This window comes from Clostridium sp. KNHs216, assembly GCF_006714885.1.
In the GTDB taxonomy this organism is placed as follows: domain Bacteria; phylum Bacillota; class Clostridia; order Oscillospirales; family Acutalibacteraceae; genus Caproiciproducens.
The window spans coordinates 3362312-3386721 of the sequence record NZ_VFMF01000001.1 but is presented as its reverse complement, the minus strand read 5'-3'; the positions used below and the strand labels follow the sequence as shown (position 1 = coordinate 3386721).

The window sequence follows — 24410 nt, the reverse complement described above, 5'->3', positions numbered from 1 at the left end:
CTTTTCTACATGGCCATTTCCGGTCCTTCTTCTATTTCTTCTGAATCAATCACCTGTTCCTGATCGCTGATATCTGCTGCCATTTCAATACCAAGCTGATTCAGCCTTTCCGTTTTTTCGTTGTATTCCTGTTCATGTTCCCATGGAACAGCCAGCTGCGCTTTTGCCTCTTTCAATTGCTCCTGTGCTTTATCAATCTCAATCTGACATTTGGATACTGCTGTTTCCAAATCCCGGAGAAGGTTATCCATGCGCGCGGTGCAGCCGATCGCACTGTGTCCCATCTCCGTAATCCGGCGCGTGGCTCCGCAAAGGACAATGGAATGTGCCTGCTCCCATTCACTATACGTCAGCTCTATCCGGAAGCCTCTGTATTCTCCAATTGGAAGATATTCGCCGGCTTTCCGGAAGCTTCCCGCCTTTTTTAAAATGGCTGCGCCGGCGTCCTCTCTCTTCACGTATGTTTTCCCGGATAACTGAATGGAGAAATCATCGGAAGCGTTGCTGTCCCGCAGGGCAATGTCTTTTCTGAGCCCTTCCATAGTCTGCTGGTTAAGCTTGATCTTTTCCGGCAGATGCTTCAGTACGTCGTCCTCCAAGTCGTATTTTTCATGATTATATTCCGCTCTAAGCTGAGAGAGCTGTGCGACACGCACCCGCAGTTCTTCACGCTCCTTGATACGGGGGTCCTTGCTCGCGATCATCTTGACGGTCGCATAGTCGAGCGCGGTGTTGTCGATGTCGGCCGCATGGCGGTCCACAACATTTCCTCGCGAGATCTGACTGATGAATCGCTGTTTCTGCTCGAGGATCTGCCAGGAATAGGCATCGAAAGTTCCTTCCGTCACATACCGGTAGATTCCAACCTCCGGATTTTCATTTCCCGGCCGGAGAGCTCTTCCTTCACGCTGTTCCACATCAGATGGCCTCCAGGGCGCGTCCAAATGATGCAGGGCGATCAGATGGCGCTGCGCGTTGGTCCCCGCCCCCATGAGGGAAGTGGAGCCTAAGAGAATGCGTACCTTTCCGGTACGCACGGACGCAAATAATGCTTCCTTCTGCTTTTCCGTTTTCGCGTCATGGATAAAGGCAATTTCATCTTCCGGCACGCCCAGCTGCAGCAGCTTGTGACGGATATCATAGTAGGCGTTAAAGCATACCTTTCCGTTCGGGTTTACCATCCTTGCCACACCGTCGATCATTTCCATGTGGATCACTTCATGCGGTGTGGAAAGGTCGCAGAAGACCATCTGAGTCCCTTTGATGCCTGCCGTTCGCTTCCAGATGTCATAAATATTGCCGACAGCCATATTGATTTTGCTTCCCTTGAAGTCCTCCGCATATGGGTCGATCATGCGCATATCGAGCGCACAAGCCCTTCCGTCATTGGTGGCTTTCAGCGCGTTGTCCTCCCATGGCTCTACATCACCGTTATGGATTTGCTCAAATCGGCGGACAATTTCATTGACATATCGGACCTGTCCCTCGCTTGGTTTGGATAAGACAATAATGGGTTTACCCGTTTTTAATGCGGGGACAGGAAGTTTGAAGGAATTCTCATCAGGAAAGTCAGCAACGAGAGAAAAAATAGACATCAGCTCTGGCAGATTTACAAACTCTGCAAATCGTGACTTGTACCGGTACTGCGTTCCATCAGGGGCAAGCTCAAGCGATGACACAACCCGGCCAAAATTCGCCGCCCAGGCATCAAAGTGTGACAATCCCCGTTTCTCAAGTTCGTCAGGCTGCAGGTAAATCTGTGTAGTGTATTGCTCTGCCATCGAATTTGAAACATGAGTTCCTGTCGCAAATACTATTCCGCGCTGTCCGTTATGGATCTCATTGATATACCTGCACTTCATCAGCATATCGGAAGCCTTCTGTGCCCTTTGCTGCCCGATGCCGGCAACGTTGATCATTTTGGTGGCGACAAACAGATTCTTGTAATAATGCGCCTCATCCACAAACATCTGATCCACTCCGAGTTCCTCAAAGGTCAGAAGGTTATCCTTTCGGGACTGGTTAGTGAGTTTTTCCAGCTGTTCTTCCAGACTCTTTTTGGTACGTTCCATGGCCTTGACGGTCCAGTCCTTTTCATCCTCCTCTTTGGCTATCTCCATGGCTTCCATGATGTCATCGATTTGCTTGTTCAGAAGCCTTTCAATCCGCTCCGGGCTGACCGGAATCTTCTCAAAGCTGCTCTGGGCAATGACCACCATATCGTAGTCCCCTGTGGCTATCCTGCTGACAAGGCGCTGGCGGTTATGCTTTTCAAAGTCTTTCTTTGTTGCAAGGAGGACATTTGCTCCGGGATACAGTTTTAATATATCCGCACCCCACTGATCTACCAGATGCCCTGGAACCACCATAATATTTTTGCTGCATAAACCAAGCTGTTTGCTTTTCATTGCTGCTGCAATGTTGGTAAAGGTTTTACCCCATCCTACTTTATGAGGAATCAGCGAATTTCCGCTTTGCAGAATACGGGCAACCGCATTCTTTTGATGCGCCTGCAATGTGATTTCCGGGTTCATCCCGGGGAATGTGAGATAGGAGCCGTCATATTTTCTGATACGGGTGTTGTTATAGATCTGATTGTATTTCCATACAAGCCGTTTCCGGCGCTGCGGCTCCTGGAACACCCATTCCTCGAATTTCCGTTCAATGATGCGCTGCTTTTCCCGCGCGGCTGCGGTCGCGCGCGGATTCATTTTGTAGGAGTTGTCCAACTGTTTATCCCGAATGGTGGGTATTTTTTGATTCAGTGAGATTTCTATCAGCTCATAAGCATCAATTCGGGAAGTTCCGTAGGTTTTCCCCGGCAGCACTTTCTGACGCTGCCCGGCATGATATACGCCGTTTATTTTCCATGTTGCCTGCGACGGGATATATCTTACCTTCAGATGCTGTTCGTCGGAGTCGTCCGGCTTCAACAAGTCGACAATAAACTCTTTGATATCATCCCTATCCAGCAAGGGAGAACCTAATTTTACTTCAATCTGAGATGCATCCAAATCCTTTGGCTGAACCAGCCTGAGAGCCTCCGCATTTGCAGCGTATTGATCGTCTTTCTCCGCCGCCGTTTCCGCTTCGGTCAGCTTTTGCCGAACGTTTCCGGACAGATAGGCATCGGCGGTTTCCAACATGCCTGTCTGCGGATCCCGGTAAATCAATCCCTTCAGATCATCCAGTATCTCATTCTCCGGTTTCCCGACAAGCTGCGCTATGTAGGGGATATCCACGCAGCCCTTTCTGTCCAGACAGTGAGGCAGGGCTTCCACTGCGGTTTCGCAGCTGGTGATCTCCACCGGAGGGCGGATAGTGCGCTTGGTAAAGATGGCCGCTTTACTGGCCTTTCCATCTTCATCGACGTTTTCCAGACTGGTCAGAAGGGGGTAATCGGAATCGCTGGAAAAGGCAAGCTTGTTGCCGATTCCGGTCAGATAGCCATATTTATAGGTGAAACTGTCATAGAGCTGCTCCAGCTTGGCCTGTGTCTTGAGGATGACATCATCAGGATAATTCTCACTTTGTACCCGGATCACCTCTCGCAGAGTGTCGCGGATTTCAATCATGCCGCGTATTCTCTGTTCCCGGGTTCCGGTGATGTTCTGAAGAATCATCTGAGAGTTTTCACGGAAATACAATTCATTCTCAACAATGGTGTACGTGTAATTCCTGACGTTCGGGTCCGCCGAAATGCTGATCGCCGCTTCGCCGTCTTCCATTTCAATTTCCGGTTCCTGCACCTTCCAGTGCAGGGAATTGATGGCCGGAATCAGTTCTTCCCTCCAATCTTTCCCTTTGTGCGGTATCAGCGCCGTATCCTTTGCGTTGCCGTACATGCTCTCGTCAAACACCATGTCTCCCAGCATCATTTCCGGATGGTCCGCAAAATAGGTGTTTACCGGCACCCCGTTATCAAGATAGGTCAGGTTTACCCACTCCGGCTCAATGTCCACCATGCGGTCGCGTTTCTGCAGAAAAATCAGATCGGACGTTACCTGCGTATTGCCTTCGGTGTACATCATCGTGTTGGGAAACCGGACCGCGCCGATCAGCTCCGCTCGCCGGGCAATGTAACGCCGTACTTCCGGATTTGCTTTATCCAGTGTCCCCTTGGACGTCACAAAAATGATTAGGCCGCCCGGACGGGTCTTGTCGATCGCTTTCGCAAAGAAATAGTCATGGATCAAGAGATTCTGTTTACTGTAGCGCATGTCCGGTACTTTATACTCTCCAAACGGGACGTTCCCAAATGAAAGGTCAAAGAAATTATCCGGGAATGCCGTTTTCTCAAAGCCCCGGATCTGGATTCTTGCCTTTTGATACAACTGCTGGGCAATTCTGCCCGTAAGGCTGTCCAGCTCAACTCCGAAAAGATTGCAGAAATTTTCGGTGTTTTCCGGAATAAAACCAAAAAACCGCCCTGTTCCGCAGGACGGTTCCAAAATATTGCCGCCGGTAAACTCAAAGTTTTTCAAGGCGGTGTGTACGGCACTGATGACGGTCGGCGGTGTGTAGAATGCGGTGAGGGTGGAAGCACGGGCGGCGGTGTATTCTTCCGGTGTCAGTAATTGATTGAGTTCTTCATATTCTTTCTGCCATTTCTCATTCTTTTTATCAAATGCCTGCGGGATGCCTCCCCAGCCGACATAATTGACCAATGTCTGCTGTTCTTCCCGGGTTGCCAAACGCTGTTCCTTTTCAATGGTTTTCAGAAGTTTAATCGCTTCCACATTCGCCTTGTAATGGGTTTTCTGCCCTCCGGCAAATTCTTTCGTATCAGGATACCGAAAATTAATTCGTTCCGTGTCCTCAGACGAAACCGGAAGCACTTCCGCTTTTGCTGGGGACACAGGCAATGAATCAATTGTGCTGGTATCACTATTTGCTTCCGAAAATTCTCTATCCGGTTTCTCAAAAGCGGAAGTGCTTCCGCTTTTCACATTCTCATATTCAATGACTGATTCCTGTACCGGAAGACCTGCAGGCTTTTGCTCCGGGATAGCGGCTGACACGGGGGTGAGAGTGCCAAAGGATAACTGCTGCGGCCCATACGCCGGTTTCCCCTCTATGAAGTCCCCCGTGTCAATCAGATTCCGAATGTACTTCTCGCATTCATTCCAGCTTAGTTTTCGGGAATAGTCTCCCTCCTTCATAGCAATGTCAAGCGATATTCCGGTTGGCTGAAACCAGACCCATGCATCGCCGCCGGTGCTGTGAACGATCATGGAAGGATGTTCGTTGAATGTTTTTTTCAGAAACCGCGCCGCTTCTTTTCTGTCCGGCTCTTGGCCGACATAAAAAGAATATATTTTCTCCCGGATGCCGGCCAGCGATTCGTTTCTTAAAGCAGGGAAAAAATAGGAGTGAAGAAAATCATAGTCGGAAAGGAAAGCGGTGTATGCCGGTTTCCCATTCATTGTTGGCATTAAACGAAAACCAACGGAGCTTTCTTCTTGAAAAAGCCCCGTTGGTTCGTTTTCTGTTATAGAGGTTACCGGTTCCGGAACACCACGTTCTCCAGCGTCATTTCTTCCGCCGTCTTGTACAGCCAGTTGTTGTACTGCACCGTCTTCAAGAAGTCGTCCGTTTTCGGTGCCGGGTGATCTTTGCGCAGCTGCCGGAGAAGATCGTCCTCGTACTCGTTCGCTTCCCGTTCCACCCGATGGCAGACCGCCATCAGCTCCAGATTGTTTCTCAGAATTGCGTACCGTCCCGGATGTTCTTCCTTCAGGTATTTTTTGAACCTCGTTCCGTACTTCGTCAGGGGTTTGTCGTCCTCCGGCTCCGCGACTGCCAGTTCCGGATACAACAATCCGTCTTTCTCCTGATACTCCATGGCGCATTTTTCCTTTCTGTTCATGTTCTATCTGTCTGACTGTGCCTTCGATCTGCCGCAGCAGGGTACATGACCGCCTGATGGTTTCCTCGCCCAACAATGTGAAATGCTCTGGATGCTCTAAAAGGGATAGCCCGGTGAAAGCCAAAGATGGAGGAATTTCATGCGGCAGAACACGGCTGTAAACCATGTGCTTTATGCTGTCCGAAACAGTCTCCATAAACATTTCCTGTGTGTTAATGCCTTCTAGCTCCGGAAGCGGATTTTCCTGCAGAGCATCCATAATGCTGTCGCAGTCGTGTTCCAGCGTATGTGTGATAACGGTGCTGAGAAAGTCCCCGAACGGCGCACCGTCCGCGGTGATGCCGTATCGGTCCTCAAAATCCGTGATAGCTATATTATATTTATCGGGCGAAAGCTCCCAATGTTGAGGAAGTGTTTTTTTCTCCCCATTCGTATCGGACACGTCAAACAGAAATTTCAGTGTTACCCAATGGTCGGTGTCGATGATTACCGGAATCCCCTTTGCGCCTGTGTTCACTCGGCGGCCGACACGGTTCCACGTCTCGATCGGAGCCAGGGCGGTAGCATCCGGCCGGCGCGCGTAGATCAGAAGGGCCGACGTAAAATCATATTTGTAGATTCCTGACGCAAACCGGAGAAAGGATGTCCATTCCTGCGTGGAGGATACAACACGTTGCTGAGTCTTTTGCAGTAATTCTTTGCATTCATTTAATCTGTCCAATTGCAGACCTCCATTCACATAAAGTGAGCAGCCGAATTGCTCCGGCTGCTATAACCTATAGTTTAAGATTGATCTGAACAACCAGAATTGTTCAAATAAAACGGTGCGCGGTCTGTAGGAAGTAATTGAACTGAAATCCAGCCGTCATTACCATCCCATCCGCTTGGAAAACTATATGATGTACAATTCACGAAAACTTTCATGTTAGTAATTGATGTGAATTTAGAAGTGTCTATCGTAAATGTTCCTGCTTTTGATGAACTCCATACAGAAGTACCAGAGCTACCACTTGCGAAGTTTCCATTTGCATATACACTAAACGAAAAACTCTGCACATTACCGCTGCTATTTATGTCCTGCCCGCCGGTTTTGATAACAATGCCTCCGGATGATGGTAAATTAATTGGTTCTGAGAATGTAAATTCCACCGATCCTCCTCTGGTTTTGCTGCTACCGCTTTTTTCCCAACACTGTGAAGCTGCTGTCGTTTCACCAGAGTAAACAGAAAACCAGTCCGTACCCTCTGTGTTATATGAACTTGGTAGTTCCGTGTAAGTCCATGTTACTCCGTTAATAAAGAAGTTGGCAGTTAGATCTGCATCGCCAGTTACCGTATAGGTACGGGTTTGATCGGTATTCCCATCTGACCAGTCTACAAAATGATAATGAGAGTCTGGCGTGGCAGTCAATGTAATAGTACTGCCATAAGCAAAGCTGCCACTACCTGTGACAGAACCATTTGCTCCGGCAATTACAGTGACCGTGTGGTAATCGATTGTAAAGTTGGCCGTGATGGTCATGTCAGCGTGTAATCCGTTAATGACATAAGTCGGCGTTGTTCCTATTATCGCTCCACTGGAATTAGTCCAGTTTGTAAAATGGTAGTGCTCATCAGGGACTGCTGTCAGGGTGACAACATCTCCGACATGATGGTCACCGACTCCGTCTACGTGACCATTTACACCGATTCCAGTGATGGTATACGTGTCCGGAGTTACCGAAATCGCACAAACGTCAGTAAATCCTCCGTCCTCTGTGGTTGCGCGGATCAGCGCTGTCCCGGTCCTAACGCCGGTTACATTACCAGAGCTGTCCACAGAAGCGATGGACTCATCAGAGGAAGTCCAATTGACATTTTTATTTGTTGCATTCTCCGGTTCAACCGTCGCAACTAACTCAGCGACGGTACCCCGTATCATACTAATAACGCTCTTGTCCAGTGAGATGCCGGTGACCGGCGTAACAACATTCGCTGTACATTGAGCGGATAAATTCCCGTCTTCGGTTGTGGCTGTGACAATCGCAGAGCCAAAATCTTTCGCAGTAACTTTGCCGGTGCTGTCCACAGATACGATGGAGTCATTTGAGGAAGTCCAAACGATTTTCTTGTTGGTGGCGTCCTCCGGTGTAATGGTCGCTGTGAGTGTCTCAGTTGCATTTTTCATTATGGACAGAGTATTTGCACTGAGGGTAATTCCCGTAACCGGTACGGAAACCGTTACCCTGCACTCCGCAACATGGGAACCGGCCTGAGCCGTTATAGTGGTTGTGCCGCCGGTGACCGCCTGAACGTTGCCGTTGGCGTCAACAGTGGCAATCTCAGGATTGACGGAAGACCACTCGACAGTTTTATCATCTGTGGTATCCGGCGGATCTATTGTTGCGGTAAGCATCTCCTGAGTCCCTTTGATTAGATTAAGTTCACCTTTATCTAAAGTCAGAGTTGATATAGAAATTCCTACGGAAACATCACAGGTGGAAGCTATTTTGCCGTTTGCGACGGATGCGGTGATTACTGCCGTACCCACATCCTCTGCGGTGACTCTTCCGTTGTGATCAATAGACAACACGTCCGCGTTACTGGTTGCCCATGCAATCTCCCGATCTGTTGCATCATTAGGAGTAATTGTGGCGGTTAAGGTTTTGCTGGAACCCTTATCGATTTGAAAAGATTCGGAGTCGATGTGTATAGAAGTGGCCGGAACTAAGACCGTAACCTCACAGACGGCGGTTTTACCGTTTGAGGTATGAGCGACCACCTCTGTTTTTCCTGCCCCGGCAGCAGTGATCTGTCCGGAAGAATTTACTGTGGCTACGTCTTCATCGGATGATGACCAGGTAACGGTTTTATTGCCGGTTGCATTGGAAGGCGTAATAGTTGCAATCAGCAGATCTGCAACGTCGCCTTTGTCCAATGTAATCTCTGTTCTGTCAAGGCTAATGCCGGTGATGCTCCTTGTTTTGCCGGATCCGGATCCTGATCCGGATGAACCGGACCCACCGGGGCCCCACGGATTGTCGGGATTATTGGGAGCCGGAGAACTGGGTGCCGGGGGGCTGGTCCCGGGATCCTGTGGAGTCGGATCAGGATCTGCCGGCTTTGACGATGCTCCATTTTCATTTTGAGGCGTCGTCACACCTACCGGTATCGTCGGAATGGAATATCCGTCGGAATAACTAATTTGGTTTGTATCGTTGTCGATTTTCGCGTCCGGGTCAAACGGATCCTCCGAAGAATCTTTATGGGTAACGGATTCTGAATGGGAAATCTCACCTGGATCAATCACTAAATCGGGGGAATCCTGGGGATGAATCAAATTGCTTTGTACAGTGCTTTGCGCCGGTGAAGAAAAAACGCCGGATGAAATCGCGCCTAAAATCGGCGGAACTTTCCCTGTCACTACCGCGTAACCGGAGATCCCGGACACGGAAATCATGTACAGCGAAAAGAGGGAGAGAAAAGCAACCTTCCTTTTGTTTTTCATAGCAATAACCTCCTAACACAAAAAAAGCGAAATCAGTTCCGCTTTTTAAAACTTTGCGGAGTAATCCGCTTTTACTTTCATAGGGATTTCTAATGGGGGTAAATTCCTCCATCCAAAGGACAACGGAATTATTACGGTATAGGTGGCAGTACCGGAAAATTTCTGTTCCCTCTCTGGGTCTTCCGGAGTCAGAGGAGTGTTGGTCATTTGAATAGATAAATCTGTAATACGGAATTCCAATGTACTGCCGTTATATTTCGCATGGCCGGAGCCGTCGGATTTGGTACCGAATTGCTGATCCATGATGGCGTAGGCGTCATCTGTATTAATATCCTCTTTCCAACTGCCCTTGTCTAATTGATAGCCGCCGCTATATCCTTCCCGAAGCCCGTTGTACAGTCTGTCATAATTGGCGGTGCAGGCCTGAGTGATTACCGATTCCATACCGTTTCGTGTTCCCTGGGCAATGACATTCAACCTGAGATACTCAAGTCCAGTGGCCACTACCACAATCAGAAACATGGCCACAGCAACAATCCAAAAACTGGTACTGCCTCGATTGCTTTTCAGTACCCCTTTCAGTTTATTCATTTCCAATAGACCTCCGAACGGCCTGTTTGTTTGGCTTTTAGGGGGACAGGAAAGGAACCGAATGAGCCAAAGCCGATATCTTTTGTTATGCTGCAGGTCACAGTGAATTCGTCATCCAGCTGTATCTTTCCGGTTTTTGACCACTTAATTTCAGGATTCAGGCCGATTTCCTCAGAAAGCTGCTGTGCTTTTTGTGTGGTTTCCGTTCCGATCATGCCGCTTAATTCAGCGGTGCGTTTGAGCTCTGCAGCATAAGTGTCGAGTTGCTGCTTTGCAATAATAGCGGGGAACGAATAAAGAGCAAGACAAAGAATCATCACAACTATCAACAGCATGAACGGAGCATCAAATATCACACTCCCTTTATTTTCTTTGAGAATCTTTGAAAGCTTTTTCATGATGTTACCTCACACCATTCCATTAATTAAATTCATAAGATACATTCCGATTGGCAGCAATAAAGTAATAAAAAATCCGGCCAAGATCAGGTAATTAAATACTCTGACTTTGTCCGGGCGCTTTTGAGCTACCATTTTCAACTGTTGCAGTTCCTGCTGTTTAAAGTCATTGGCAAGCATGGCAAAGTGCATGGTTCCGTTATCTCCGCGAATTACCGCCAACAAACCGCGAACAGTCTGGCTCATCATGACGGTATTTACACGCGATTCCAAATGGATCAGCGCTTGTTCCTGCGAACCGGTTTTCATTTGTGCGATCGTAATTTCCAGCTCGTACCGGAAAGCCCGGCCGGCACTTGCCTTATAATCCTCAAGGATTGATAAGATATTGCTCGTACTATTCAAATCCTGTTCCACCGTGGACACAAACCGGGGAAGCTCCCGGTTGATTTCCTCATGTCGCTGTCTTACCTTTTTCTGTGCTTCTGAAAAATCGTTGAATACTCCCCATACCGCCCATATCAGAACAGCTATATCCATGATGGGTGCCAGAATAGAAAATGGAATCAGGAACAGGAGCTTAAACAGGGCTTTTACGAAACACCTTGCAAAATAGGTTTCCGGCCGCATGGGAATTTCCGCTACTTTCAGAGCTGATTTCCAACTTTTTTTCTGAACATCATTCAGGCGAATGAACTTGCTGAGCCGCGACGCCAGCCACATTTCTATATGATCAATACTGAATATTCGATGCTTTTCGGGCTGCATGATGTTCATTACTGCGTTTGAAGCCGCCAGTGTGGGAACATGACATAAATCACAAAGTATCATAAAAATACCGAATGCCAAAAATATAACAAATAAGATTTCCATGTCTACCTCCTGTATTCAACAGGCCGGGTGTTTCGGATCACCGCAACCAAAGAGATAATCAGTATGACTGCATCAATCGCAATCACAATCTTTCCCGCTAAGGATGCCATTAAGAGATTTGACCACTCTTCATTCATCATTCTGATAATAGGTATTTCAGCAATCAGCAAGAGGGCCATTACCACAAATTCCTGCAAGGGTTTATACATCAGATAGTCCAGTTCTCCCGCAACAGAGCGCATGTCGGACAGTTTATTTACAATTGGCAGCAAGGTGCTTTTACGGTTGCGGTCCTCCTGACATAATTCCAAAGCATCTATCCACTCATGAAACACGTCGCTGTCTATCCCGGATTTCATTTGTTCCAATAATGCAGGAATATCAGAGCTGATCATTTCAGCCTGTATCAGAAAACGTTGGAAAGTGGGTTTTACCTGAGGATCAAATTGGTCAATATTCTCTGCGACTGCTTTGAGGATAGAATCTGTACGGATATAAGTAGAGGTGATGGTCGATAGTGCAGTTTCCAAAGCGTTATTGAGATTTTTTCTGTTTTTTGTTGCCATGAGCAAAATACTTAAAAAAGGCAGCAGAGAAAATCCGATGCCTAAGACCGGTGCCAAAAAGAGATTGTTCATGGCACTGGAAATCAAAATTCCGATAACGGAGAGGATTCCCGATGCGGTTAGCAGTTGAGCAAACCGATTGCTTTTGTTTTCCTGTTTAAGGGTATCCTGAGTATCCTTTACGATTTTTTTAATTCCTCGTATTTTTGGGGGCCGTATGCTCTCTTTCACAGCTTTTTTTAGCTTTCTTTTTCGCTGGATCGGGAGACTTGTGAGTTGGCCGATAAAATCCGCGGGAGATAACCCCAATAAAATAAAGCAGCCTCCTACCATGAGGAAAAAGGCGATCGCATAAAAGAAAGTCAAGCTGCTTCACCTCCGATCAGTGTTTCCAGCGCCTGTTCATCAAGACCTTTTCTTCTCAGCTTTGCTTGAAGTCTTTCGGAAATCGGGTTGATCTTTTCGAACCGGCCTTTTATTTCCGTCTTTCCTGTAATTGGATTGATTGTGTTTTGAAACACACGATATTGGTACAGCGTGTGGACACGGTATTTGCCGTTTCCCAAGCTTTCCCCCTCGGCGATTTCGACAATCCGGCGAACGCCGTCTTCCATGGTATCCGTGTAAAATACTACGGGGAAAGCTTTGATAATGAGATCCATCAGCTTGTTTTCACTGAGATTGGTAGACCTTTGCACACATAGGGTAAGAATGCGGTCGTAAATATCATCACAGGAATCCGCGTGGACGGTACTCAAATCCGCATGGCCGGTTAAGGCCGCCTCCACAGTCTCATAGGCTTCCGAACCCTTCATTTCGGACATACATATGTATTTGGGGTGGAAAGTCAAGGCCTGTTCCAAAAGCATCTGGGCGGTTACCACCTGTTTGGGGTCGTTGGATTCCCTGGTAACGGTACTCATTACACTGTTGACGACTTGTTCAGAATCATTCCTCAAAACTAAATCAAATTCCCGGTTGCCAACCTCTATGGTAAACAACCTGTTTTTCTTGTTCGTTGCTACGGCGGAGAGAATATAGCCCATGAGCGTGGTCTTCCCTGAGCCGGTCGGCCCGGCAAGACACATAGAAACGCCGTGACGGTACAAGGTCACAAGAAAGTCCAGCATTTCTTCGGTGGCAAGTCCATTCTTTAAGAATGCATCCCTCCCCAGGTGCTGAGGATTTACGAATCGGATGGATGCCTGAACACCAATGTCATCATCAATGACGCCCGGCCCGTTCACTGTTACACGGATATTTTTATTTAGATGTCCCCGGACACAGGGATTAGAACCGTCAAGGGTAATTCCTGACTTGGAAAGAATCCGTTTAACCACATTTGTAGCATGGATTGCTGAATAGAACTGACCGTTGGCCGGTTCCACTCTACCGCCGCTGAACCAAACTTCTACATCGTCCCATGCATTGATATTCACTTCTTCCACCCCGGGGACACGTAAATCAATATACTGAGACAGAAAGGAAAAACCCGCCATTTCGTCATAGAGCTTATCAACCAGCTGGTCGAAGTCGTAACCCTCCACGGCATATCCCTTTTCTGAAAGGTACTGCTGGATATAAGATCGAAATTGGGTACTGTTTTTGCTGTCCAAACTGGACGTTAATTCACGGTAATTTTCAGTCATATACGGCTGAATTTCATCCAGCAGATCAGGAAAAGGCAGGATCTTCTTCTGTGATGAGAATATTGCCGCATTCCTACTCATTCAAAAACACCTCTTTAATTAGCTGTGACATGACTGGTTCAAACTGCCGGGCGTCCTTCCCAAGCAGGGGATCGAGCAACTTTTGCTCATGGTATTGATTTTCAAGTGATGGACAATGGTTGAATATATAGGGCGCTCCGCCCAGTGCTTCCCGGTATGGGTAGGTATCCTGATTAGGCAATACATTATTTAGCACATTAATGTGGTCATTATAGCGAAACTTTTCTTCACGGAGCAATGACCGCTGAGATTCCAAATAAATTGTGCTTCTCAGGTTTGTGTTGGCAACCTTAATGACTGCATCGGCGACCTCCAACGCTACCGCCGTCAAAAGGTTGTCCAGAATATGGTGGGAACAATCGACCAGAATATAATCCACACTGGAAATTGTACGGCATAGCTGAAATATTTTCTTTGCTTCTCTTTCACTGTATTGACGGTAGGAAACGGCGCTTTCGCCCAACTGATAACCCAGGAGACTGATATAGCCACTCCGTCCGTATACTGTGCAATGCTGCAGGACAGAGATCTGAGTCGGATTAGACATGTTCAGAAGATCTCCCAGTGACTGATGGCACTGGGAGACCGGCACAAGCAGGGGCAAAACCGGGGTTTCATCATCACAGTGAATGATCAGAACATTCTTTTTGTTTGATGCCAATTCTTTTGCTATTTTGATGGAAAGTGTGGTTTTACCGCTCCCGCCTCCGCCCCAAATTGCTACAAATCGGTTATTTGACAACTTCGCTACCTCCGTTCTGTGTTTGCTGATTTAAATATCGCATCTGCTTATCCAAAAACTTCTGCGCATTTTCCTGCGTCCCTCGATATACCAACGCAGCATGTAATGTGCCGTTGTTTTCATAGTCTACCAGCTTTTGCATCTGCGCCGGGGTAACCAGTACCGTCAATGTTGACGGCATATCCTCCTGCTTGGCATCTTTGACGTTTTCCGCATCATTGTCAGATCCATTGTCATTGGTCGCTGCGAGCAGCTGCACATAACGCAGTTCTTCCGGGGCGAGGGTTTGTTTCAGATCTCCGTAATTCGCAACATCCAAACAAATGATGTCGCCCGACTCCAATTTCCCGGATACTCCGGATGCAAAATTCTTTATTGAAATGGACACTGCAACCTGTTTGCCATTCAGCTGCGATAGGTAGGCGCTTGGAGCCTGTTCGGCAATCTTTGAATCCAGTATGTTATCTCCCGGCTGTAAGGTGGCCGTTGCATACCTGCCAATGACTTTATTTGGATCGGTTACAGTATTAGATGGTAAATTATAGCCGCCAACTTTTACGGTTTGAACCATGTCTTTGGTCACCTGAGCACTCTCCGGAATTTTTTTGATTACCCGTACTACCTCCACTTGTCGGGATCTTGATACACTCAAAGTCGGCGCAATGACAAGGCAAACCAGAACAGCAAGCAGGATACTTCCAATTCCTAAGAAAGTGCGGCTTCGGAATAGTTTTTTCATATATGTACTCAACTCCTAAATCAAAATAAATGCAAAAAAGCACCCAATGCTAAAGCTGGGTGCTAACGCATAGGTACTCCTTTTTTTATTAATGTGTGCATAGAGATGTGTGATAGTGAAAAGGGTAAACCCGAACAGCATACCCATGATAGCGCAGCGCCCCAGGACAAAGCCACAGGCGGCGAGCATCTTAATATCGCCGCCTCCAATAACATTTTTGGTTGCAAGGGCAAAGATTAAAAAAGGTAAGGCAATAGCAATGCCTGCAACAGATTCCCAGCCTACATCTATTAAGCCAATCGGTATTAACAGGATGAGCAGAGAATCGGGAATCGTTTCCGTCTTTGCATCGCAGTAACTGATGGCTGTCATGCAAAGCGTGAACAAAATGCCCTTTATGACCAATATCGGGTTAGAAAAAGTGTAGAGAAGGATAAGAACTGCGGCAATCAGAATAAGGCATGTCACAATAGCCTCATAAGGACTTATGGTTTGTTTCATATCAGGCCATTGAGAAGATGCCTTTTATTTTATCCTGAATACCGGGAATGATGGTATCGGAAAAGATTCCGGTGAATGCGTTAATTAAGATACAAATCAGAACAATTGCCATTACCGCAGCTCCGGCGATTTCTATTGCAGATGCTCCTCTTTCATCGGTCAAGATTTCATTGAGCCTATGAACACCACAACGCAACTGCGCTCTGAACACCAAAATCTTTTGTCTCTGATTCTCCACAAAATTATGAATTGTTTTCATTGTTTTACCTCCTAATTTTTAGTGTAGTATGAAACTTGAATGAGAACTGTGTTACCACTTCCTTTAAAGCGGAACTGGTTCCGCTTTTGCTATGTATATAAAATAAGAATCGTCAGATATAAATCCGCGATTCTTATATGTTTTTACTTTCCATAAATTAACTTTGACATATTAGAACACATGTTCTATACTTGATATGCATAAAATAGAACATGTGTTTGAATCGGTGGTGACGAAATGGAACGGGTAATACTGCATAGCGACTGCAATAGCTTCTACGCATCGGTTGAATGTTTGCATCACCCGGAGATACGCGACAAGCCGGTCGCGGTTGGCGGGGATGTAGAGCAGAGGCACGGGATAATACTGGCCAAAAATCAAATTGCAAAGAGGTATCATATCCAGACCGGTGAAGCTCTATGGCAAGCGCGCCGTAAATGTCCCGATCTTGTCATTGTGCCGCCCCGGTTTGAGTTGTATATGCGGTTTTCTAAACTTGCACAAAAAATCTACCTCGACTATACTGACCAGGTCGAGTCGTTTGGCCTTGACGAGTGCTGGCTTGATGTCACTGGCAGCGGAATTAAGGGTGACGGTATGAGCATCGCTCGGGAGATCAGCTCCCGCATTAAGTATGAGCTTGGAATCACCGTTTCCATCGGAGTATCGTATAACAAAATATTTGCAAAGCTGGGAAGCGACTATAAAAAACCGGATGCCATAACCCGGATCGGCAAGGATAACTACCGAGAAGTCGCATGGCCGTTACCGGCCGGTGATCTGCTCTATGTTGGTAGAGCGACGCGGAGAAAGCTTGAAAGCTATGCAGTCCATACAATTGGAGAATTGGCAAATGTGCCGGAGCGTACTCTTAAAAGCTGGTTTGGGAAATGGGGAGAGGTCTTATATGCGTTTGCAAACGGATATGACATCACTCCTGTAGCAATTTTTAACAATACACCTCCTGTGAAATCCATCGGGAACAGTCAAACCACACCGCGCGATCTGAATACGGATGAAGAAGTCAAGATACTTTTATATGTTCTTACTGACAGCATTGCCCGGAGGCTCAGAGAGCAGGGATTTAAGGGTAGGACGATAACGATATATGTCAGAGATAATGAGTTATCCAGTATTACCAGGCAACACACCTTAAAACATTACACCAACATCACTTCTGAGATTGCCAACGGGGGGATGGAGCTGTTCCGGATGAATTATCGTTGGTACAACCCTATCCGGAGTATTGGCATCAGTATATCTGATTTGGTCGCGGACACGACGCCGACGCAGACGGACCTGTATTGTGACGAACGGGCAAGAGAGAGAAAGGAACGGTTGGATGCTGCAACTGATTGGCTCAAAAAGCGATTTGGGACGACGACAATACAGCCGGCCGTATTGCTGACGGATACGCAGCTCTCCGGCTTCGATCCCAAGCGTGACCACAACATTCATCCGGTCGGATATTTCTAAGCAGGAGGGTAACAGTGGCATATAAAAAATATGTAGAAATGATCGTAAAATATCTTGAAGACGGAACAATTATGCCTCTGGCCATTCACTGGGGGGAAGGAGAACTCTATGAGATAGACCGTGTCGTTGATATCCGTCCATGTGCTTCACTTAAAGCCGGTGGCGCTGGAATTCGTTACACCTGTATTATACAAGGTCATAAAAAATATATTTGGCTGGAGGAAAACAAGTGGTTTGTAGAGGCTAAAGGTGATAAACTAAATGTGGGGTGATAGAAATGTGCGGACGCTATGTGCTTTTCAGCGATACGGAAATAGCTGAAATCCGGGAGATAATTGAGGAAGTGCAGCGCAAGATCAACGGAGAGATCAAGACCGGCGAAATTTTCCCGACTGATAAAGCACCAGTGCTGATTCAGGAACAAGGCATCATCACGCCCGAAGCTGTTAAATGGGGATTCCCTAAAAAGACTAAGGGCGTCATCATAAATATTCGCACAGATACGACAATGGAAGATCCAAAGTGGAAATACAGATTAGAGACCAGCCGTTGCATCATCCCGTCTTGTGGTTTTTATGAGTGGACGAAAAAGGAAAAAAAGATAAAATATCAGTTTAATTTGTCCGATTCTAGAGCGCTCTACATGGCCGGTCTCTGGAAGGATTTTAATGGAGAGCGGCGGTTTACAATACTGACCACAGAGGCAAATGATTCAATAAAGGAGATTCATAGCCGTATGCCTGTAGTTTTGACTCACTCGGAAATGGAACGATGGATGTGGAGCTATAAGGATGCCCTTGATATATTGAAAACTGAGCGGCCAGAATTGGTCAAGGCACCAGCTTAATAATTATTATATGAACAGCCATAATAATACCATCTTAAGAGAGAGGGTAATGTCATGGCTGTTTTTCATGGATTAGTAAGGTTAGAAGAGTAATGGATATATTTGAATCACGGAGCGCCAAACCTATGCTGATAGACGAGACAAGAGATCCTTTTGATTCGCCAAATTATATCTACGAGTTAAAGTTTGATGGTATTCGATGCATATCATATCTTGACCCAGACGCTTCTACCATCTTACAAAGCAGGCGGCTTTCTAATCTGAATCCCCGTTTTCCGGAGATTAATGAGATTCATAAAGCAGTTAGTAAAAAATGCATCCTGGATGGAGAAATAATAGTTATGACCGGCGATCAGCCAAACTTTCAAGAGGTTTTGCGACGCTCCGTAATGAGCAATAAATATCGAATTAAGGGGGCTGCAGAGGAATCCCCAGCATCCCTTGTTGTGTTTGACATTTTGTATTATATAGATCATCCTGTCTTTAATTTGCCGCTAATGGAGCGCAAAAAGCTCCTTGATGAAGTTGTAAAGGAAAACGACAGGATATCCATATCACGTTATATAGACGAAAAAGGAACTGCATTATATGAAGCTGTAGCTAAACAGGGGCTAGAGGGAGTCGTTGCCAAAAGAAGGGACAGTACTTATCAGATGGGGAAACAAACAAAAGACTGGTTCAAATTCAAGAATCTCAAAGATGACGATTTCATAGTCCTCGGCTACATCGAAAATGAAAGTAATACCGTCAGCGTTATATTAGGTCAGTACCGAGGCGACACGATTGTTTATAAGGGGCATGTATTATTAGGTAAAGCTAGAGAGGATTACAAGATCATATCCCGGACTCCCAAAACAGAAAACCCGTTACCGACATTACAAGGGAGCGAAAGCGCACATTGGATTGTCCCTGAGTTGGTTTGCACTGTGCAGTACATGGAGATTACAAGTGGCGGCGGTTTGCGTCAGCCAATGTATAAGGGGCTGCGTGATGATAAGGACCCGGAAGATTGTATTGAATCAAAGGAATGACCCACAGGATTATCTGTGGGCCATTCCTTTGAAGACTCGGCAACAAAAATTCTATCCTGCGTGGATCGCGGCATCGCGTTCTTTCGTGATTGCTCTCCAATATTCCTGTAAAATGGCACCTTCAATCATGTGGCGTGTCTTGGGGTTGAGCGGAACAATGTATTCCAGATGATTTTTCTTTGCGAACTGGTGCTTTGGGAATTCAGCAAAAAAGCGGCCGTCCGATTGAATGATTTTGATATCGTTTATAGTAAGGTCACCATCCAAAGTGATACTGGACAACCCCTTAAGGCGCGGCTTGTCAGGAATCAGCCTGACTTTTACTCTTGTTATCTGCATCATTATTCTCCTTCATCAATGTTTTCTAAGTGTTTGCTGAGTACATCGGAAACCTCTTTTTCTGTCAGTAATCGTCCTTTTCGTATCATATCCCTGACATAGCCGTCAACCTGCGAATAGTTGAGCTGCAGATGTTTTCTGTTGTATTCAATATCCATATGGGACGAATGGCAGGTGCAATCTCCATGCACTCCATCCGGAAACATCACGCTGCCGCCGGAATAGCCGTAGGTCGGCTTAAGAACCTCTTTTATTGCTTCCGCCGTCGTGGGAACCTGAAAGGTGTAAAACTGAAAAAGCCGCCCTGCATCATAGTGGCTTTTGATGGCAAACTCAATTTTTGATTTCCAATAGGAATCGCTAAAACCGGAAGTGCTTCCGCTTTTTTCCTCCTGAGCTGTTTCTTCGGTTGGGGTGCCGCTCTGAATTGAAACCTTCCGTTCATTGGCAAAAGGAAAAGCAGCGTCGGTATTATTGTTCTCTCTCGGTACAGGAGCCGTAATGCTTGTATTCACCATCTGATCGTGATTATCCTCTGAAACAAAATCATCCACATCATCAATCACCTGCTCCTGCCGATCTTCTTCCTTTTGAGATTGGACAATTTGGTAAGCAGTGTCAACACTGATCTCTCCTTTCATAACCTGCTGTTGATCTTCGTCGGAAAGATTTTGAAGAATGCCTTTATATTTTCTTACCTGACGTGTGCTGACGCCCAGCAGCTCCGCAAGCCCCTTTTGGATAGGGCCGTGATAGCTGCCTGACTCTTTCATTCGGGTCAGCAAAAGTTCAAGTTCCCGATAACGCTTGAATTTCTGCTCAGAAGTATATTCTCTTTGCCGGTTGGCTTCGTACAGTTTTAACTGGGCCTCATCATCGGAGATACCTTCAAAGACCATAGAGGAAATATTCTTGAATTCCGGAAGATATTGCTTGATTGCAGTAAAGCGATGTTCCCCAGCGATCAGCTTATAGCAGGTGTCGGATTTTTTATTCAGGACAAGCGGCTCCAGAAGGCCGTTCGCCTGAATGCTCATGGCAAGTTCATACCGGCTTTCATCCGTATCGTTTTCAGCAAACGGATTATTATCTGCCGGCTCAATGTATTCTGCCGGAATCATTTCATGACGCGATACCTTTGACAGCGCCTCTGTCAGTGATTTTACTTTATTAAGACCCGCCGTGATATTGCCGACGTTGATTTTTCCCATAGCTGTTGCCTCCTCTATCTGCCTTAATACGATCTGTTTTTCGTCTGCGGGTGAAACGTCTTTTCTGCTCCCATCCGGATTGAAGAATTTTTCAAGGATGAGCTGCTTTGCCCGGATTCCTTTCTTGTTCTGCTCCGGATAGACAGCCAACCGGTATCTTCCGTCACTGCCGTATTCGGCCGGTCTGCTGGAAAAGGCTTCGTGTGAGGGATGAAGTCCATCCAGCTTGTCAGCAAAATCCTGAATCCGCTTTAGAAAATTGAAATCAAGGCTGTAAATGCTGCCAACACTTTTACTGCCAATAGACAACTGCGCATAGCTTTCGTATTCCAGCCGCTTGCTGCACCGGCATTCATAGGCGGTTACTTTTCTATTTGGCCACCCTTCATAAATCGGAATGATAAAAGGGCAGCCATAGCACTCGTGACCTTCTCCGTAACCGGGCAGTCGGTATCCCGTAGTGTCGGCAGGTGTATTTTTCTGAAAGGTCTTCCCGCATTTACAAACAAAAGTGGTTTTCATCTTGTCACCAGCTCCACGATTTCATCAGTCAGAGCATTGTAGTCTATATTTCCGTTGCTTTTCGGCTCGTAGAGATTGATCGGCTGGTGGGCATTGATGGCTTCCGAAAGCTTTGTGTTTTTCCGGATCGCGGTTTTAAAGCAGGGAAAAATATCCTGATTCTGCAAAGCTTCCTTGTAGGCCATTTTGTTGGCCGTCCTCTCATCGATGGTGATGAGAACTCCCAGCACCTGCAGCTTTGGGTTAACGCCCTGTTTGATATCCACAATGGTTTCTGCCATACACTGGAGGCCGTGTACGGCGTAATCATCGGGAATGGTGGGGAGTATCAAGTAGTCGGCAAAGGCAAGAGCATTTGTTTTTACCCTGTCGCCGCTCGGTGGGCAGTCCATCAGGATGAAGTCATAGTTGCTTTCAACATCTTTCAGAGCATTTTGGAGAGTGTATTCCTGGCGCGATATCTTCATCATTAAAACAGTTTCCATGGCACGGAAAGAGTAGGTTGATGGCACCATATCCAAATTGGGGATCCCGGAAGGGACAATTACTTGCTCCGCTTCCGCAGCTCCCTGCATCAGTTCAAAGATTCCCAGCCGGGTATCGTCATACAGGGCATAGTAGCTTGTGGCATAACTCTGATGGTCAAGGTCAACTAACAGGACTTTGTATCCCCTGTCGGCGAGGATCGCGGCCACATTCACAGCAGTGGTTGTCTTGGCTACGCCGCCTTTTTCGTAGGTAATCGCAATTTTAATACTCATAATCGTCTGTCTCCTTTTCGTTTTGAATATAAAAAATACCGGCTTTTATACCGGCAGTCTTACGGATATTGAATTTCTGAACAGGGATTGCTGGGCCTGAAATGCTTCCAGACGGTTCCGTGCCTTTCTATATGTCCAGCAGTCTTTTTCAAAACCTATGTAGTCATAGCCCATTTCATAACAGGCAATCAGGCTTGACGCGCTTCCGACGTGCGTATCCAGTATTTTGTAACCCGGCGGCGCAAAGTCGGTCAGGCATTTTCTGTAAAGAGCGACAGGCTTTTGTGCACAGCAGATTTTTTCTTCGCCGTTACTGCCGCCCGTATTGGAAATGCGGTACATCTTGGCGGGTCTGTCAAAAGACGTCCATGCCATTTCCCATTGAGAGAACGCATCCCATGGCTGTAATTTATCCCAGCAGATAACGCAGCGTGTGGGCGGTAGGTCAAAATAGTTTCCTCCCCAGATGATCTGATTCTGTGAAACTCGGAAAAGCTCCTGAAAGTATTCTTTGGCCGACGGTTCCGAATCCCACGACGAATCAGCGCCGGATCTCAGCAGTTTTTCAGTCGTGCTGGTAGAAGCATAACCGTTTTTCCTTCTGTGCTTATTGGTTCCCATGCTCATCTTAGGTGTGTCTATTCCGTACTGGGGATCTACAATGGCAAGATCAAAGTATTTGTCAGGAAATTGTTTTAGCCCTTCCATGCAGTCCATGTTATAAAATCCGTTCAGTTCAAACATATCGTTCACCCTAAATCTGAAGTTTCAGAAGTTCCTGCGCTCTGAGGAAGTTGATGAAAGAGGAACGCCAATAGGCATTGACATTTTTTACTTCCGACATATCTTTGCCTTTCATCGCCTGTAGGAATTCCCGGATTGTGCAGCTGTCCACCCGGTCTATGTAGGCTTTCAGAGCTTCCCGGCTCTGAACGATACCGCCGATCTTGGTGGAAGGGGATGAAAGCATGTCCGCCATAAATCCGACAATCGTTTCAATGCCGGCGATATCTTCCGGGCAGTTTTCCTCAAAGTACTCATACTCAACCTGCTCTTTTAAACTTTCTCGAATTTCATCGATCTCTCCTTCCTTCTGATAGATAGATTGAGTATTATTAAACTTATTCTTATTAGACTGATTATTATTATTACCACCCCCATTAAGCATAGCATCCTCGGAGCATACGGTGCTTTGAGCATACGGTGCTAAATGGGGGGTATGGTCAGAAGGGTTTTCCTGATTTTCACCATATACCCCCTTTTGGGGGGTATGGTCTGATTCTCCATTTCCGGTCTGCTTTTCAACTGGTTTCGTTGCTTCTCCGTTCCTATTAAAATTAACGATAGAAGGGGTCGAGAGATCTGCTAATTCCAACAGTTCATATTCATATGTGAACTTTCCCTTTTCTCCGCTCGGAATGCGGTACTGCTTTAAGTATCCAGCCTTTTTTAATTCCATCCATGCCCCGTCAAAGGCTTTTTTTCCTTCCTTGCAGGACTGAATCAACTTCCATTTACGAAGGTCGTAATTGGGGATATTGATATAACTCTGAATGAGGGCGTAAAGCCCTTTTGCTTTCAGAGACAAATTCTCATCCTGCAGAGCGGAATTGGATACAGCGGCAAAATTTATTTTTCGATGGCGAAATCTGCCGTTTTGGTTTCCTTCCACATTGGTTCTCTCCTTTAAAACTCTTATTCGTCTATGAGGAATGTAATTGATCAGCTTATAGGCCCATCGACATTTCATCTTCCTCTATTTCTTCTTCTGCTTCTTCATCAATGCAGGTGCAGCACTGCATACAGTCAAGCAGTGATAATTGGGTGCCTGGTGGAACAGGGGTTTCCTTGATCTTTTTAGCGTTCTTCAAGCATTCCTTAAACGAGTTCAGATATCGATCAGGATCCCGATGCCTTCTCATTGTCACCAAATCATCCTGTGAAATTGCTCGCTGAAGCGCTTCCACATATCCCAATACTCCAATAATGGAACAAGCTTCCGCTTGTTTCGAAGAAAGGATGTCTTGCAGCTTCACAAGGCTCTTATATGAAGAATCATTCAAGTAAACTTGTAGGGTTTCTTCCGCTTTTGCCCGAATCAGATCGGCCTGAGCCATATAGTTGCTATCCACTTTCTGGGGAGTTGGAATATCCGCTTCCGGAGGGACCGGCAACGCATATTCTTCACAGAGCTTTTGAATGTCCATCTTGTATGAAATGATATGATTCCTTGTCAAATTCAGTCCGCTTCCGTCAGGCCAAAACGGGTCCTGTCCCCCAATTTGATAAAGGTAGTCCCACTGCTTAAGTTCCCTTTTGATGCACAGTGCATATTCAGCTATCTGAGATTCCGGCGTTTGCTTTTTCAAGTTAAATCCCCCTTTCGATTATTATCCCAAACGTGAATTTTGTATAATTAGGCACCGCTCAGATCATCTATAAAAGTCAACCCCGAGAAACGGCCAATTT

22 protein-coding genes are annotated in these 24410 nt (G+C 46.4%); 4 read left to right on the top strand and 18 right to left on the bottom strand.

Going from position 1 to position 24410, the window contains the following annotated elements:
* Positions 1 to 5 precede the first annotated feature (5 nt).
* The 12 genes from LY85_RS16240 to LY85_RS16185 form a co-directional block, all read right to left on the bottom strand.
* Complete coding sequence (locus LY85_RS16240) at positions 6 to 5435, bottom strand: helicase-related protein (protein ID WP_141827494.1); 5430 nt, start codon at positions 5433 to 5435, stop codon at positions 6 to 8.
* A 65-nt stretch (positions 5436 to 5500) separates the two neighbouring features.
* Entirely contained in the window at positions 5501 to 5869 is a 369-nt protein-coding gene (locus LY85_RS16235) for a TnpV protein (RefSeq protein ID WP_141827493.1), read from the bottom strand.
* A gap of 783 nt (positions 5870 to 6652) precedes the next feature.
* On the bottom strand, positions 6653 to 9355 hold the full coding sequence (locus tag LY85_RS16230; RefSeq protein WP_141827492.1) for an Ig-like domain-containing protein: 2703 nt from the start codon (positions 9353 to 9355) through the stop codon (positions 6653 to 6655).
* A gap of 45 nt (positions 9356 to 9400) precedes the next feature.
* Positions 9401 to 9946, bottom strand: coding sequence for a hypothetical protein (locus LY85_RS16225; RefSeq protein ID WP_141827491.1), 546 nt, complete (start codon positions 9944 to 9946; stop codon positions 9401 to 9403).
* The gene (locus tag LY85_RS16220) at positions 9943 to 10344 is read right to left on the bottom strand and encodes a DUF4320 family protein (protein WP_141827490.1); all 402 of its coding nucleotides are present in this window, start codon (positions 10342 to 10344) and stop codon (positions 9943 to 9945) included. The genes LY85_RS16225 and LY85_RS16220 overlap by 4 nt, the downstream gene beginning before the upstream one ends.
* Before the next feature lie 9 nt (positions 10345 to 10353).
* Entirely contained in the window at positions 10354 to 11217 is an 864-nt protein-coding gene (locus tag LY85_RS16215; RefSeq protein WP_141827489.1) for a secretion protein F, read from the bottom strand.
* 2 nt (positions 11218 to 11219) lie between these two features.
* The gene (locus LY85_RS16210; protein ID WP_141827488.1) at positions 11220 to 12149 is read right to left on the bottom strand and encodes a hypothetical protein; all 930 of its coding nucleotides are present in this window, start codon (positions 12147 to 12149) and stop codon (positions 11220 to 11222) included.
* Entirely contained in the window at positions 12146 to 13513 is a 1368-nt protein-coding gene (locus tag LY85_RS16205; RefSeq protein ID WP_141827487.1) for a CpaF/VirB11 family protein, read from the bottom strand. The genes LY85_RS16210 and LY85_RS16205 overlap by 4 nt, the downstream gene beginning before the upstream one ends.
* Positions 13506 to 14255, bottom strand: a complete 750-nt coding sequence (locus tag LY85_RS16200; protein ID WP_185741256.1) for an AAA family ATPase — start codon at positions 14253 to 14255, stop codon at positions 13506 to 13508. Before LY85_RS16200 ends, LY85_RS16205 begins: the two co-directional genes overlap by 8 nt.
* A complete protein-coding gene (locus LY85_RS16195) occupies positions 14245 to 14994 on the bottom strand; it encodes an RcpC/CpaB family pilus assembly protein (RefSeq protein WP_141827485.1) in 750 nt (249 codons plus the stop codon). Before LY85_RS16195 ends, LY85_RS16200 begins: the two co-directional genes overlap by 11 nt.
* 15 nt (positions 14995 to 15009) lie before the next feature.
* Positions 15010 to 15495, bottom strand: coding sequence for an A24 family peptidase (locus LY85_RS16190; RefSeq protein WP_141827484.1), 486 nt, complete (start codon positions 15493 to 15495; stop codon positions 15010 to 15012).
* Position 15496: 1 nt separating this feature from the next.
* Positions 15497 to 15754: a hypothetical protein gene (locus tag LY85_RS16185; RefSeq protein ID WP_141827483.1), complete on the bottom strand. Its 258-nt coding sequence runs from the start codon at positions 15752 to 15754 to the stop codon at positions 15497 to 15499.
* Positions 15755 to 15991: 237 nt separating this feature from the next.
* On the opposite strand from LY85_RS16185, the gene LY85_RS16180 reads away from it, so the two are divergent.
* The 4 genes from LY85_RS16180 (at position 15992) to LY85_RS16165 (ending at position 19108) form a co-directional block, all read left to right on the top strand.
* Complete coding sequence (locus tag LY85_RS16180; RefSeq protein ID WP_141827482.1) at positions 15992 to 17230, top strand: DNA polymerase IV; 1239 nt, start codon at positions 15992 to 15994, stop codon at positions 17228 to 17230.
* Between the two features lie 14 nt (positions 17231 to 17244).
* Positions 17245 to 17502, top strand: coding sequence for a hypothetical protein (locus LY85_RS16175; RefSeq protein ID WP_185741255.1), 258 nt, complete (start codon positions 17245 to 17247; stop codon positions 17500 to 17502).
* Between the two features lie 5 nt (positions 17503 to 17507).
* Positions 17508 to 18077, top strand: coding sequence for an SOS response-associated peptidase family protein (locus LY85_RS16170; RefSeq protein WP_141827481.1), 570 nt, complete (start codon positions 17508 to 17510; stop codon positions 18075 to 18077).
* Positions 18078 to 18202: 125 nt separating this feature from the next.
* Complete coding sequence (locus LY85_RS16165; protein WP_243122589.1) at positions 18203 to 19108, top strand: DNA ligase; 906 nt, start codon at positions 18203 to 18205, stop codon at positions 19106 to 19108.
* Positions 19109 to 19159: 51 nt separating this feature from the next.
* Here the strand turns inward: LY85_RS16165 and LY85_RS16160 are convergent, their stop codons facing one another.
* Genes LY85_RS16160 through LY85_RS16135 form a run of 6 tightly spaced genes read right to left on the bottom strand, consistent with a single transcriptional unit; the run spans position 19160 to position 24310 of the window.
* Entirely contained in the window at positions 19160 to 19447 is a 288-nt protein-coding gene (locus LY85_RS16160; RefSeq protein ID WP_207705557.1) for a septation protein SpoVG family protein, read from the bottom strand.
* A gap of 2 nt (positions 19448 to 19449) precedes the next feature.
* Positions 19450 to 21180, bottom strand: coding sequence for a ParB/RepB/Spo0J family partition protein (locus LY85_RS16155; protein WP_141827478.1), 1731 nt, complete (start codon positions 21178 to 21180; stop codon positions 19450 to 19452).
* On the bottom strand, positions 21177 to 21941 hold the full coding sequence (locus LY85_RS16150; protein ID WP_141827477.1) for a ParA family protein: 765 nt from the start codon (positions 21939 to 21941) through the stop codon (positions 21177 to 21179). The genes LY85_RS16155 and LY85_RS16150 overlap by 4 nt, the downstream gene beginning before the upstream one ends.
* A gap of 45 nt (positions 21942 to 21986) precedes the next feature.
* The gene (locus LY85_RS16145) at positions 21987 to 22685 is read right to left on the bottom strand and encodes a DNA methyltransferase (RefSeq protein ID WP_141827476.1); all 699 of its coding nucleotides are present in this window, start codon (positions 22683 to 22685) and stop codon (positions 21987 to 21989) included.
* A 10-nt stretch (positions 22686 to 22695) separates the two neighbouring features.
* A complete protein-coding gene (locus tag LY85_RS16140; RefSeq protein ID WP_141827475.1) occupies positions 22696 to 23613 on the bottom strand; it encodes a hypothetical protein in 918 nt (305 codons plus the stop codon).
* Positions 23614 to 23668: 55 nt separating this feature from the next.
* Entirely contained in the window at positions 23669 to 24310 is a 642-nt protein-coding gene (locus LY85_RS16135; RefSeq protein WP_141827474.1) for a hypothetical protein, read from the bottom strand.
* Positions 24311 to 24410 lie beyond the last annotated feature (100 nt).